Genomic DNA, 12783 nt, shown 5'->3' with positions numbered 1-12783 from the left:
GCCCGCGAGGCGACACGGGAGGAGAAGGACCGTGGGAACCACCCCGCAGGACGGGAACCGCACCGGGCGCCGCACGGCGCTGACCGCCGTCACCGCCCTGGCCCTGGCCGCCGGCGGGACCGTCGCGGCGAGCGCGGCGAGCGCCGCGCCCGCCACCACCGGCACCACCGCCGGCACGGTGGGCGCCGCCGCCGAGGTGACGCCCGCCCGGGCGGCCGGCGCCGACCGCTACGCCACCGCCGCCGTGGCCGCCACCGAGGTCACCCACCCCACCGGCACCGGCACGGCCGTGATCGTCACCGGTGAGGCCTTCCCCGACGCGGTGACCGCCGCCCCGCTGGCCGGGCAGGCCGGCGCCGCCCTGCTGCTGACCCCCTCGGACCACCCGCACGAGGCCACCGCGCGCGCCCTGGACGAGCTGGGCGTGCAGGAGCTGATCGTGCTGGGCGCGGAGTCCGCCGTCAGCGCGGACGTCGTCGCCGCGTACGCCGAGGGCACCCGCGAGGTCACCCGCCTCGGCGGCGCCGACCGCTACGAGACCGCCGCGCTCGTGGCCCGCGAGGTCGCGCGGCGCGGGGACGTCCGGGAGTTCCAGGGGTACCCGGCGGCGTTCCTCGTCAGCGGCGAGGACTTCCCCGACGCCCTCGCCACCGGCGCCCCGGCGGCCGCCGGCACCCCGGTGCCCGTGCTGCTGACCCGGCAGGGCGAACTGCCGGCGGCCAGCGAGCAGGCGCTGCGCGACCTGGGCACCGAGCACGTGTGGATCGTCGGCGGTGAGGACGCCGTCGCGCCCGCGGTGCAGGACGCGCTGACCGGCGCGCGCACCGGCAGCGCGCGCATCGCCGGCGCCGACCGGTGGGGGACGGCCGTCGAGCTGGCCCGCGAGTTCGCCACCACCCCGGTGCTCGACGGCGGCACCGTCACCCTCGCCCACGGCGGTTCCCACCCCGACGCGCTCGTCGCGGGGGCCACCGCCGCCGCCACCGGCGGTCCCGTCCTGCTGACGGTGTCGGCCGACGAGCTCGGCGACGCCGCCCGCGGGTACCTGCGCGCCCCGTCCGCCCCGGTCGAGGCCGTGCGCGCGGTGGGCGGCGAGGGCGTCCTGAGCACCGCGCTGCTGGACGAGGCGGTGTCGGCCGCCGAGAGCGGGCCCACGACCCCCGTGCCGCCGACCTGGTCGTTCACGCCCGGCGAGGTGGCCGTGCCGGCCGGTGAGGTCGCCGACGTCACCGCGAGCGCGCTGCCGGACGGGCCGGCGCTGCCCTTCGAGCTGGACCTCGTGCTGTTCCCGTGCGACGCGGTGCGCGAGCAGGACGGCGCCTGGACCTTCACCGACGACGACGGCGACGGGCTGGCCGACCGCGACGCGACCACCTCGACGGGTTCCGCTTCGATCGCCGTCGTCAACGGCCAGGACGTCGTGGACGCCGACGCGGTCACCACCGGGGCCCTGCACGGGGTCGTGACGTTCCGGCTGGCGAGCGCCGCGGCCGACTGCGCCGTCCCGGTGCTCTTCGACGACACCGGCAGCGACGACGGCTGGCTGGCCGTGGACGCCCACGGACGTCCGCTGGAGCCGTACGCGGCCGGGCGCGTCACGTTCGGCTGACGGGCTCGCCGGGGGCCCGGCCGAGGGGGACGGTCTCGACGGCCTCCCACGGGCCGCCGAGGTAGCGGTGCACCTGCACGCCCGTGGCGCGCACCGTCCACGGGACGAACCCCGCCGACAGGCGCGCGAGCAGCTCGCGCGCCTCGGCGGGGCTCACGAAGTTCTGCACGGTCACGTGCGCGGAGAAGCGCTGCGCGTCCTGCCGGGTCAGCCAGGGGGTGAACCGCCCGGCCAGGTCGGCGCGCAGCGCGTCCAGCTCCGCAGAGCGCAGCACCAGGGCCGTGCCGCGGCCCAGGGACCGGGCCCCGGCGACCTCGACGGCGAAGCCCGGGCGGCGGCACGCCTCGCGCACCGCGTCCAGCACAGCGGGCAGCTCCTCGCCGGGCAGGGCGTGGAAGAGGGTGACGTGCGCGCCGACGCGCAGGCGCTCCGGCGGGAAGTGCCGGCGGCGCAGCTCGTCCAGGTGCCGCTGGTCGGCGTCGTCCAGGGCGAGGGCGAGCACCAGCGGGGCCGGACCCGCGCCCGGTGCGCTCACCGGGCCGCGAGCAGCAGGGCGATCCCCAGCGCGGACGTCACCAGGGAGAACGCGCTCACCGCGGTCGCGGTCGCCCACCAGCCGCGGTACGGGGCGCGGCGCGCCAGGGCCCGCACCGACAGCACGAGCACCACGAGCGCCATCACCACGGCCAGCGGGAAGAACACCAGCGAGCACAGCAGGGACAACCCGGCCGCGACGGTGGCGGCGACCGCCGCCGTGGACGAGGGCTGCGCGACCTCGACGGGCGGGGGCGCCGGCGGCGCCGGTCGGGGGCGGGGCTTCTTGCGCTGGGCCACGCGCCCACTGTGCCAGCAGCCGGTGGGCGGGGGCCGCCACCCCGCGCGGGCACCGGTTCGTAGGGTGGGCGGGTGCCCGCCTGCCTGACCACCCACCGCCCCACCCACCGCCGCGCCGCTCGCGGCGCCACCGCCGTGGCGCTGGCCCTCGGCGCCTCGCTCGCCGCGGCCCCCGGGGCCTGGGCGCACGACCGGCTGCTGTCCACCGACCCGGCCGCGGACGCCGTGCTGGAGCAGGCGCCGGAGCAGGTGGTGCTGACGATGTCGGCTCCCCCGGTGGCCCTGGGCACGCAGGTGGAGGTCACCGGTCCGACGGGCGTGGTGTCCACCGGTGAGCCGCAGGTGGTCGACGAGGAGGTCACGCAGGCGCTGGCCGCGGAGCGGCCCGCCGGCACCTACGAGGTGCAGTGGCGGGTGACGTCCTCCGACGGGCACCCGATCTCGGGTTCCTTCACGTTCACCGCGGAGACGGCGGCCGCCGGCGCGGCGGCCGCGACCACCGCGCCGACGCCCGAGGTGGTCACCTCCTCCCCCGCGGACGGTTCCACCACCGCGGAGACCTCCCCCGCCCCCGACGGGGAGGCGGACCCGGTCGTGGACGCCCCGGGGGACGCCGCCGCGGAGGGCGAGGGGGTGAGCACCGGCGTGGTCGCCGCCGCGGTGCTCGCGGTGGTCGCGCTGGCCGTGGGCCTCGCGGTGGTCATCGCGCGCCGGCGCCGGCGGGGCTGACCCGGCGAGCGGCCGGGCGCGCGCGCCGCTCCACCCGCACGTCCACCAGCCACAGCGCCAGCGTCGCGGCGGTGAGGACCGCGCCGGCGAGGGTGACCGCGCCCCACCCGCCCGCGATCCAGGCGGCGGAGCCGACCGCCGAGCCGAGCGCGCCCCCGGCGAAGTACGTCGTCATGTAGGCGGAGTTCAGGCGGGCGCGGGCGTCCGGGCGCAGCGGGTAGATCACGTTCTGGTTGGAGACGTGGACCACCTGCAGCGCCAGGTCCACCAGCGCGTACCCGACGACGAACAGCACCAGCGACGTCACCGCCCCGGAGGCGGACAGCCCCAGCGCGCCCCACGCGAGCGCGAACAGCAGCGCCCCGGCGCCGGTGGCGAGCTGGCCCCGCCCGGCGTCGGCCAGCCGGCCCGTCACCGACGCCGCCGCGGCGGCACCCGCCCCCGCCAGGCCGATCAGCCCGATCTGCGCCTCGCCGAGCCCGAACCGCTCCCCCGCCAGCAGGAACGTCATCGTGCTGAAGAGCACCGAGACGCCCGCGAACCCCGCCGCGCCCAGCAGCGCGCGGGTGCGCAGCCGCGGCTCGGAGCGCACCAGGGCGGCGGTGGAGGCCAGCGTGGCCGCGTAGCCGCCGACGCGCTCGGGAACGCTCACCGGCAGGCGGCGGTGCAGCACCAGGGCGAGGACCACCAGGGCGGCGGCCACCACCGCGTACGGGGCGCGCCAGCCGGCGACGTCGGCCAGCAGGCCGGAGACGCTGCGCGCCAGCAGCGCGCCCACGAGCAGCCCGCTCATCACGGTGCCCACCGCCCGGCCGGCGCGGCCGGGTTCGGCCAGCTCCGCCGCGAACGGCACGAGGACCTGGGCGGCCACCGAGAACAGCCCGGCCACCGCGGTGCCGACCGCGAGCACCGCGAAGGAGGGCGCCAGCGCGCACAGCGCGTGCCCGGCGGCGGCCAGCAGCGCCAGGACGGTGAGCAGCCGGCGGCGCTCCAGCAGGTCGCCCAGCGGCACCACGAGCAGCAGGCCGAGGCCGTAGGAGACCTGCGCGGTGGTGACCAGGGTGGCGGCGGTGCCCTGCCGCACCGCGAGGTCGGCGGCGATGGTGTCCAGCAGGGGCTGGTTGACGTAGTTGCCGCCGACGGTCAGGCCGGTCGCGACGGCCATGAGGAGCAGCAGGGGGCGGGTCAGCACGGGCTCAGGGTGCTCCCGGGCGGCACCCCGCGTCCAAGCGATCGGACGGGAGGAACCGATCGCGGAACGCGATGGGTCCGCCCGCGGCGACCACCCGGCGGCAGGCTCCGAGCCGCCCCGCCCAGGAGGACGCGCGCCACGACCCGGCCAGCACCACCGCGACCGGCCCCGGGGCGGACCCGGGTGTCGAGGATCGAGGGGTTCCCGGGGACCGCTGCACGACCGGGTGCTGCCTACCTGCGCGGCGGTCCCCTGCGAGGTGCCGGCGACGAGGGTGGCTCCAGGAGGCCGGCGGTCTGGCGGGCTGCTTCCCGGATGCCGGCCCGCTCGTCCAACCAGCCCCCGGCCACACCGACGACCGGCAGCTTGCCGATCGCTCGGGTCAGCAGGTTGCCGCGAGGGCGCTCCTCCAGCATCTGCTGCACCTCCAGGAAGGCGCGAGCCAGGCGCCACACGGTGCGAGCGGCCCGCTGAGCACCACGGCCCAGCGCCGCAGCACGGCCACTGCCCTCACCGCCGCCGCCCTCACCGCCGCCGCCCTCACCGCCACCGCCCTCACCCTCACCGCTGGGGCCGGCGTCGGTGTCGGTGTCCAGGCGGTGCTCGGCCTCCTCCGCGGCGGGCAGAGCCGCGGCGGCGGCGTCCAGGTCGCGGTCGAAGAGCACCTTCGCCAGCAGCGGCACCCAGTCCGCAGGGGCGCTGCGGCCGTGCTCACGGGCGGTGGCGCACACCGCCAACCCGGCCGCGGAGGCCCCGAGGGCCGCCTGCAGCGGGATCCGGTCGGCCAGGGCACCGGCGAAGCGGGGCGTGGCCGCAGCCAGCCCGGCGCTGATCCCGATCCGGGTCACCCACCAGTCCACCCGCTGCCGCTGCGGTCGGCTGCCCCACTGCGGCGAGGCGGGGGTGACCTCTCCCAGGGCACGATCACGCAGGGCGTCGAAGGCCCGCGCCGGGAACGAGGCGGTGGGCGGCGGGTCGTCGTCCAGACCGAGCCAGCGCTGCGGGTCGCTCAGGACGTGCTCGACCATCGCGGCGTAGACGCTCAAGGCGCGCGCGACCTGCTCGTCGCTGACGGCCGGGTCGTCGGCCATGTCCTGCCCACTTCCTGGATCTGCTCGTCGTCCCCGGTCCGCTCGTCGCCATCGCGCCCAGCGGTGCGGGTTCCCGGCTCGATCATGCCGACCACCACCCCTGCCCGCCACACCGCGCGGGGGCCGTCCCGGGCGCCACCCGCCGGGCTCGACCGGCAGGGCCTAGCCTCGCGCCCGTGACCCCGCTGCAGCTGCGGTGCGCCCTGGCCGTCGCCGGGACGCTGCACTTCACCCGCGCCGCGCACGAGGTCGGCATCGCCCAGTCCGCCCTCAGCGCCCACGTCGCCCGGCTGGAGGACGAGCTCGGCACGGCGCTGTTCGAGCGCACCAGCCGCAGCGTGCGGCTCACCTCCGCCGGCGAGGCGCTGCTGCCGCGCGCCCGCGCCGTGCTGGCCGAGCTGGACCGGCTGCGCACCGACGTCGCCGCGGCCACCGGGGCCGTCGAGGGACCGCTGCGCATCGGCACCATCCCGACGCTGGCGGACGTGGACCTGGCGGGCCTGCTGGCGCGGCTGCGCGAGCAGCACCCCGGCGTGCGCGCCACCGTCGTGGAGCAGACCTCCGCGCGGACCGTGGCCGACGTCGTCGCCGGCACCCTCGACGTCGGGTTCACCGGCACCGCGCTCAGCGAGCCGCCGGTGGGCGTGCAGACGCAGGTGATCACCACCGAGCCCCTGGTGGCGGTCGTCGCCGAGGACGACCCGTGGGCCCGGCGGCACCGGCTGCGGCTGCGGGAAGTGGCGAGGCGCCCGGGGGTGGACTTCCCCGCCGGCACCAGCGGCCGCCGGCAGAGCGACGAGGCGTTCGCCGCGGCCGGCCTGGCGCGCGACGTCGCCGTCGAGAGCTCCTCCGCGCCGTTCCTGCTGGACCTCGTGCGCGCCGGCGTGGGCGTCGCCCTGCTGCCCGCCGCGGCCGCGCGCACCGCCGGCGGGGTGCGGGCCGTGGCGGTGGCCGACGCGCCCGTGCGCCGGGTGTGCGCCGTGCACGCGGGAGCCGGGTCGTCCGCGGCGGCGCGGGCGTTCCTCGCGCTGCTCGCCGCGCACCTGCCGGCTTGAGCGCACCGGTGGCCGCACCGGTGCGGACGCGACGAGGGGCGGCCCCCACCGGGGACCGCCCCTCGCCCGACGCCGCGCCTCGGCGCACCGTCACCGCACGATCAGGGGACGATGAGGCCCGCCGTCTGCGTGCGCGCCTTCTCGAAGCGCTGGGCGGCGTCGGCCCAGTTCACGACGTTCCACCACGCCTTGACGTAGTCGGCGCGGACGTTCTTGTAGTCCAGGTAGTACGCGTGCTCCCACACGTCCAGCAGCACGATCGGCACCAGGCCGAGCGCGATGTTGCCCTGCTGGTCGTACAGCTGCACGTTGATGAGCTTCTGCCCCACCGAGTCCCAGGCGAGGATCGCCCAGCCGGAACCCTGCACGCCGGCGGCCACGGCCGCGAAGTGCGCGCGGAACTTGTCGAACGAGCCGAACTGCTCGTCGATGGCGGCGGCCAGCTCACCGGTCGGCTTGTCACCGCCCTCGGGGGACAGGTTCGGCCAGAACGCCGAGTGGTTCACGTGCCCACCCAGGTTGAAGGCCAGGTTCTTCTCGTGGAGGTTCACGGTCGCCAGGTCGTCGGCGTCGCGCGCCGCGGCCAGCTTCTCCAGGGCCGTGTTGGCACCCGTCACGTACGCCTGGTGGTGCTTGTCGTGGTGCAGCTCCATGATCGTCCCCGAGATGTGGGGCTCGAGCGCGGAGTAGTCGTACGGAAGGTCCGGCAGCGCGTAGTCAGCCATGTCGTCTCGTCGTCTCCTCGTCCTTCACGTGGGTCCTCGCGCGGGGCGGACGGCCCCGGGGGTCCCCGGGCTGCGGGGCACCCGCGCGCTCGACCTTCGCGCAGCCCACCGGGCCGCGCAACCGGCCGCGGCCAGCATCCCACCTGGTGATCACGCCGCCGTGGACGGGGTGTCGGTGGCGCCTGGCACTGTTGTCCGCGTGACCTCCCCGGCCGAGACCGACCGCCCCGCGCCCACGCCGCCCGCCCCCGCGGCGCCCGTCGTCGGCTTCGACCTGGACATGACGCTGGTGGACTCCAGCGAGGGCATCGCCGCGACGCTGCGCGCGACGCTCGCGGAGGCGGGGGTGCACGTGGGCGCCGCGGACGTGTGGCCGTACGCGGGGATGCCGCTGGAGCTCATCGTCGCCGGCCTGGCCCCGGGCACCTCCCCGGAGCGGGTGGAGCAGCTGGCCGCGCGCTACCGGGAGCTGTACCCGTCGCTGGGCGTGCCGGGCGTGCGGGCCTACCCGGGGGCGGCGGCCGCCCTGGCGGCGCCGGCCGCGCACGGCGGGCGCAGCGTCGTCGTCAGCGCCAAGCACACCCCGAACGTGCACCGGGTGCTGGCGTCCGCGGGGCTGGACGGCGCGGTGCGTCCCGAGGACGTCGCCGGGGACCTCTTCGCCGAGCGCAAGGGCGAGCGGCTGGCCGAGGCGGGCGCGACCGCCTACGTCGGCGACCACCCCGGCGACGTGCGGGCCGCGCGGGTGGCCGGTGCGGTGGCCGTGGGCGTGACGACCGGCGCGCACGACGCGGCGGCGCTGCGCGAGGCGGGCGCCGACGTGGTGCTGGACGGGCTGGACGCCTTCCCCGCCTGGCTGGCCTCGCACGCCGCCGCCCTGGCGGCGGCGTCCGCGGACGGAGGGGAAGGCGGCGCACCCGCGCCCCGTTAACCTTGGGGGACCGTCGCGACCCTCCGGGCGGCGCGACGGCCCGCAGACGACCGACGATCACCCGGGCCGCGGCTCCGCGCCGCGACCGACGCTCAGACGAGAAGGTTCCCGTGCCGACTGGCAAGGTCAAGTGGTTCGACACCGACAAGGGTTTCGGCTTCCTCGCCGCCGAGGACGGCGGGGAGGTGTTCGTGCACACCTCGGCGCTGCCCGCGGGCACCACGACGCTCGCCAAGGGCGCGCGCGTGGAGTTCGGCGTGGTGCAGGGCCAGCGCGGCGCCCAGGCGCTGTCGGTGCGCCTGCTGGAGCCGGCGCACTCGGTGGCGCGCGCCACCCGCAAGAAGCCGGAGGACATGGTCGTCATCGTGGAGGACCTCATCAAGCTGCTCGACGGCGTCTCCGCGTCGCTGCGCCGGGGCCGCTACCCCGAGAAGGGCGGCGCCCGGAAGGTCGCCACCGTGCTGCGCGCCGTCGCCGACGACCTCGAGGCGTGAGGGTGGCCGAGAGCACCGCGGCCAGGCCGCGCCGCACCCGCAGGCCCGCCCTGGACGCGGCGGCCGCCGCGGCCGTGGACCTGGCCCGCTCCGCGGCCGAGGAGATCGCCGAGGAGGGCGCCGTCGGCGAGCACCTGGGTGCCGTCGCCGAGGGCGACCGCCTCGTCAGCCACACCTTCGCGTGCCTGCTGCCGGGGTACCGGGGTTGGCGCTGGACGGTGACGCTCACGCGCGCCTCCCGCGCCCGCAACGTCACCGTCAACGAGGTGTGCCTGCTGCCGGGCGAGGACGCGCTGCGCCCCCCGGAGTGGCTGCCGTGGGCCGAGCGCATCGCGCCCGGTGACGTCGGCCCGAAGGACACGCTGCCGCGCAGGGCGGACGACCCGTACCTGGAGCAGGGCTACCAGGCGACCGGTGAGACCGAGGCCGACGAGCTGGCGCTGTTCGAGCTGGGCCTGGGCCGCGAGCGCGTCGTGTCGGCGCTGGGCCGGGACGAGGCCGCGCGACGCTGGTACGAGGGCGACCGCGGTCCCGCCTCCGAGGTCGCCGAGCACGCGAAGGCGCCGTGCTCCACGTGCGGGTACTTCCTGCTGCTGGCCGGCTCGCTGCGCCAGGTGTTCGGGGTGTGCGCCAACGAGTGGTCGCCCGAGGACGGTCGCGTCGTCAGCGCCGACCACGGGTGCGGCGCGCACAGCGAGACGGACGTGGAGGCCGAGCCGGAGACGCCGAGCGCGCCGCTGGTGGACGACCTGACGGCGGACGAGCTGGAGCTGGTCGACCCCGCGGCGGAACCGGCGGACGGGCCGGAGGCGGCGGCGGAGCAGGCCGAGCCCGCACCGGCGCCCTGAGCCGGCCCGCGGGCGCGGCCGCCGGCGACCCGTTCGGCACCGCGCGGCTGCGCCGGAACGTCCTGGACGCCTGGACGGCCTCCCCGGCGCGGCTGCGGGAGGACGCCAACGCCGAGGAGGACGCCGCCCTCGGCGCCTACCGCGACCGGCTGGTGGTGGAGCTGGCGCAGAACGCCGCCGACGCCGCCGCGGCCGCCGGGGTGCCCGGACGCCTCCTGCTGCGCCTGACCGACGACCCGGCGGGCGACCGGGCCGGTGACCGGGCCGGTGACCCCGCCGGTGGGGCGGGGCGGCTGCTGGCCGCCAACACCGGCGCCCCGCTGGACGCGGCCGGCGTGCAGGGGCTGGCGACGCTGCGCGCTTCCGCCAAGCGCGGTGCGGGCAGCGACCTGGTGGGCCGCTTCGGCGTGGGCTTCTCCGCCGTGCTCGCCGTCACCGACGCCCCGGTGGTCACCTCCACCACCGGGGCGGTGGGCTTCTCCCGCACCGCGAGCGCCGACCTGGTGGACGTGGCGGCGCGGGCCCCGGGCGGGGAGGGGTTGCGGGCGGAGGTGGAGCGGCGCGGCGGGCACGTCCCCGTCCTGCGGCTGCCGTTCGCCGTCGCGGCCGAGCCGCCACCCGCCGGGTACGACACCGCGGTGGAGCTGCCGCTGCGCGACGCCGCGGCCCGGGAGCTGGCCGCCGCGCTGCTGGCCGGGGTGGACGACGTGCTGCTGCTGGCGCTGCCGGCGCTCGACGAGGTCGTGGTGGAGGTGCCGGGAGAGCCGCGGCGCGTGCTGCGCGACGTCGCGGAGCGCTGGCGGGTGCTGCACCGCTCCGGCCGGCACGGGGCCGCCGCGCTGGCCGGGCGCGGCGTGGAGGAGCGTGAGCGTCCGGCGTGGCACCTGGCGTGGGCGCTGCCGCGCACGGCGCCCGCCGCGACCCCGGCCACCGACCTCCTCTCCCCCGCCGCCGGGGCCTCCCCCGTCGCCGGGCCCGGGGTGCTGTGCGCGCCCACCCCCACCGACGAGGACCTGCCGTGGCCGGCGCTGCTGGTGGCGACCCTGCCACTGGGCCCGGATCGCCGCCGGGTGGTGCCGGGCCCGGCCGCGGACGCGGTGCTGGACGCGGCCGCCGGGGCGTACTGCGACCTGCTGGTGGAGGTGGCCGCCGACGGCGGTGACGCCCTGCCGCTGCTGCCGCACGGGGTGCCCGCCGGGCGGCTGGACGCGGAGCTGCGCGAGCGGGTCCTGCGGCGCGCCCGCGAGGTCCCGCTGCTGCCGGCCGTGGAAGGCGCCCCGGAGGACGCCGGGCAGGACGCCGGCCGGCTGCTGCTGCGCCCGGCGTCGGCGGTCGCGCTGCGCGGGGCGGGGTCGGACGACCGGCGCCTGCTGGCGGCGCTGGCGCCGTCGCTGGCGGGTCTGGTGGCGGCCCCGCGCGCCGTGGACCGCCTGCTCACCGACCTGGGGGTTCTGCGCCTCGGGCTGGCCGACGCGCTGGAGCTGCTGCCCGGTGGCGGCTCGCCGGGCACGGCGCGGGAGCTGTTCGCGGCGCTGCTGCCGCTGGCGGGCGACGGCCCGGCGCGCGAGGCGATGTCGGGGCTGCCGGTGCCGCTGCTGGACGGGCGCACCGTGCACGGCGCTCGCGGCGTCGTCGTCCCGGACGCGGCGAGCGCGGCGGCCCTGGACGCGGACGCCGCGCGGCTGCTGGCCGGGCACGGGCTGCGGGTGGCCCACCCGGACGCGGTGGCCGGCCCGGCGGGTGAGCTGCTGGTGCGCCTGGGCGCGCGCGAGGGCGGGGCGTGGGCGCTGCTGACGGACCCGGCGCTGGCGGCAGCGGTGGCGGGCTCCCCCGACGCCGAGGACCCCGACGCCGTCGCGGATGCGGTGCTCGCGGTCGTGGAGGCCGCGGTGACCGGCGGCGCCGACGACGAGGACGCGGTCGACGAGGGCGCGGTGGTCCGGGCGGCGCACGACGTGCCGGTGCTGCGCGACCTGGCGCTGCGCGACGCGGACGGCGAGCTCGCCCCCGCGAGCGCGCTGGTGCTGTCCGGCACGCTCGCCGCCGGTGCGCTGGACCCGGACGCGGTGGCCGAGGTGGACCCGGACCTGCTCGCGGCGTGGGGGCCGGGGGTGCTGCGGGCCGCCGGGGTGCTCAGCGCCCTCGCGGCGGTCCCCGTGCACGCCCTGGACCTGGCCGACCCGGACGAGGTCGGCGACGCCGTCGAGCGGGGGCTGGCGGGGCTCGACGAGTACGCCGAGGAGGTCTGGGGCGACCTGCTGGACGAGGGCCCGGCGGGGCCGGCGGGCACCGTCGTGGAGGACGCCTGGGCCGTGCCCGACCTGGACCTCGTGGTGGACCGGTGGCCGGACGTGCTGGGCGAGCTGGCCGCCGCACCGGCGGGGGCGACGGCCCTGACCCGCCCGTGGTCGGTGGCGGGCCGGCACCGCCCGGGTCCGGCGGCCTGGTGGCTGCGCACGCGCGGGCCGCTGCCCGCGGTCAGCCGGGCCGCCGGCGGCACCGCCCCCGCCTGGCTGCCGCCCGCCCCGGGCTGGACGGGCGGGCTGCCGGCGGCGGTGCGCGCGGCGCTGGGCGTGCTGGACGAGCTGACCGCGGCGGGACCGGCCGACGCCCGTGCGCTGCTGGACGCGGCCGCCGCGGACCCGGCGGCGGTGCCGGTGGCGGACCTGCTGCGGGTGTGGGTGCTGCTGGCCGGGCACGCCGCCGACCTGCCGCCCGGCGGGGCGCCGGAGGAGCTGTCTGCGCTGGACGGGGCGGGGCGGGTGGTGCGGGCGGCGGCCGACGACGTCGTGGTGGCCGACGACCCGTGCTGGGCGCAGCGCACCGACCTGGGCCCGCGGTTGCTGGTGCCGTCCCGGCACGCCGCGGCGGTGGCCGACCTGCTGGAGCTGGACCTGGCCTCCGACCGGGCCGACGGGCGGGTGGACACCGGCCCGGTGCGGCACCGCGACGTCCCCGCGGAGGTGCGGGCGCTGCTGCCGGGCTGCCCGCCGACGTGGGAAGAGGCGCCGGGCCTGCGCGTGGACGGGCGGCCGGTGGCGTTCTGGACCGGTCCTCCCGGTCCTCCCGGTGCACCCGGCCCGGTGGGCCGGGTGCTCGCGGTGGACCCGCCGGGCGCCGCGGCGGGGCTGGCGCTGGCGGCGGGCCGCTGGGCGCTGCGCCGGGTGGTGGCCGACCTGCTGGGCGCGGAAGCCGGGCGGCGCGCCCGCCTGCTGGCCGAGGAGCTGCCCGGCTAGCGCACCCGCGGCGGCGGCGCCGGTCCTGACGGCGCCGCC

12 protein-coding genes are annotated in these 12783 nt (G+C 78.8%); 7 read left to right on the top strand and 5 right to left on the bottom strand.

The genetic code is table 11. The features are described 5' to 3' along the window. Positions 1-31: 31 nt before the first annotated feature. The gene (locus MN205_RS15975) at positions 32-1609 is read left to right on the top strand and encodes a cell wall-binding repeat-containing protein (protein WP_242129048.1); all 1578 of its coding nucleotides are present in this window, start codon (positions 32-34) and stop codon (positions 1607-1609) included. On the opposite strand, the gene MN205_RS15970 is transcribed toward MN205_RS15975, so the two are convergent. Then, a complete protein-coding gene (locus tag MN205_RS15970; RefSeq protein WP_242129046.1) occupies positions 1596-2144 on the bottom strand; it encodes a 2'-5' RNA ligase family protein in 549 nt (182 codons plus the stop codon). The two genes, MN205_RS15975 and MN205_RS15970, sit on opposite strands and share 14 nt — an antisense overlap. Beyond that, complete coding sequence (locus MN205_RS15965; protein ID WP_242129044.1) at positions 2141-2443, bottom strand: hypothetical protein; 303 nt, start codon at positions 2441-2443, stop codon at positions 2141-2143. Before MN205_RS15965 ends, MN205_RS15970 begins: the two co-directional genes overlap by 4 nt. A 72-nt stretch (positions 2444-2515) precedes the next feature. On the opposite strand from MN205_RS15965, the gene MN205_RS15960 reads away from it, so the two are divergent. Continuing rightward, positions 2516-3172 carry a copper resistance CopC family protein gene (locus MN205_RS15960; RefSeq protein WP_242129042.1) on the top strand — a complete coding sequence of 219 codons (657 nt, stop codon included), beginning with the start codon at positions 2516-2518 and terminating at the stop codon, positions 3170-3172. Here MN205_RS15960 and MN205_RS15955 read toward each other — a convergent pair. Together MN205_RS15955 and MN205_RS15950 are read right to left on the bottom strand one after the other, a co-directional pair. Continuing rightward, the gene (locus tag MN205_RS15955) at positions 3144-4364 is read right to left on the bottom strand and encodes an MFS transporter (protein ID WP_242129040.1); all 1221 of its coding nucleotides are present in this window, start codon (positions 4362-4364) and stop codon (positions 3144-3146) included. The two genes, MN205_RS15960 and MN205_RS15955, sit on opposite strands and share 29 nt — an antisense overlap. 233 nt (positions 4365-4597) lie before the next feature. Continuing rightward, entirely contained in the window at positions 4598-5455 is an 858-nt protein-coding gene (locus MN205_RS15950) for a hypothetical protein (protein ID WP_242129037.1), read from the bottom strand. Between the two features lie 176 nt (positions 5456-5631). Here MN205_RS15950 and MN205_RS15945 point away from each other — a divergent pair, with 176 nt between their 5' ends. Beyond that, the gene (locus MN205_RS15945; protein WP_242129035.1) at positions 5632-6510 is read left to right on the top strand and encodes a LysR family transcriptional regulator; all 879 of its coding nucleotides are present in this window, start codon (positions 5632-5634) and stop codon (positions 6508-6510) included. Between the two features lie 101 nt (positions 6511-6611). Here the strand turns inward: MN205_RS15945 and MN205_RS15940 are convergent, their stop codons facing one another. After that, on the bottom strand, positions 6612-7235 hold the full coding sequence (locus MN205_RS15940; RefSeq protein ID WP_242129033.1) for a superoxide dismutase: 624 nt from the start codon (positions 7233-7235) through the stop codon (positions 6612-6614). A 199-nt stretch (positions 7236-7434) separates the two neighbouring features. Between MN205_RS15940 and MN205_RS15935 the strand changes: the two genes are divergently transcribed. The 4 genes from MN205_RS15935 (at position 7435) to MN205_RS15920 (ending at position 12744) form a co-directional block, all read left to right on the top strand. Continuing rightward, positions 7435-8166 carry an HAD family hydrolase gene (locus tag MN205_RS15935; RefSeq protein ID WP_242129031.1) on the top strand — a complete coding sequence of 244 codons (732 nt, stop codon included), beginning with the start codon at positions 7435-7437 and terminating at the stop codon, positions 8164-8166. A gap of 110 nt (positions 8167-8276) precedes the next feature. After that, on the top strand, positions 8277-8660 hold the full coding sequence (locus MN205_RS22355) for a cold-shock protein (protein WP_374115944.1): 384 nt from the start codon (positions 8277-8279) through the stop codon (positions 8658-8660). A 2-nt stretch (positions 8661-8662) separates the two neighbouring features. Beyond that, positions 8663-9508, top strand: coding sequence for a DUF3027 domain-containing protein (locus MN205_RS15925; protein WP_242129029.1), 846 nt, complete (start codon positions 8663-8665; stop codon positions 9506-9508). Positions 9509-9660: 152 nt separating this feature from the next. Next, entirely contained in the window at positions 9661-12744 is a 3084-nt protein-coding gene (locus MN205_RS15920; protein ID WP_242129028.1) for a sacsin N-terminal ATP-binding-like domain-containing protein, read from the top strand. Positions 12745-12783 lie beyond the last annotated feature (39 nt).

Origin of the sequence: Kineococcus sp. TRM81007, from assembly GCF_022669155.1 — a bacterium.
GTDB lineage: Bacteria > Actinomycetota > Actinomycetes > Actinomycetales > Kineococcaceae > Kineococcus.
The sequence above is the reverse complement of the archived record's forward strand: the minus strand, read 5'-3'. Positions and strand labels throughout refer to the sequence as shown.

Coding starts and splice junctions, on each gene's coding strand:
- MN205_RS15950 (WP_242129037.1), bottom strand. CDS start 5,455: ATGGCCGACGACCCGGCCGTCAGCGACGAGCAGGTCGCGCGCGCCTTG.
- MN205_RS15940 (WP_242129033.1), bottom strand. CDS start 7,235: ATGGCTGACTACGCGCTGCCGGACCTTCCGTACGACTACTCCGCGCTC.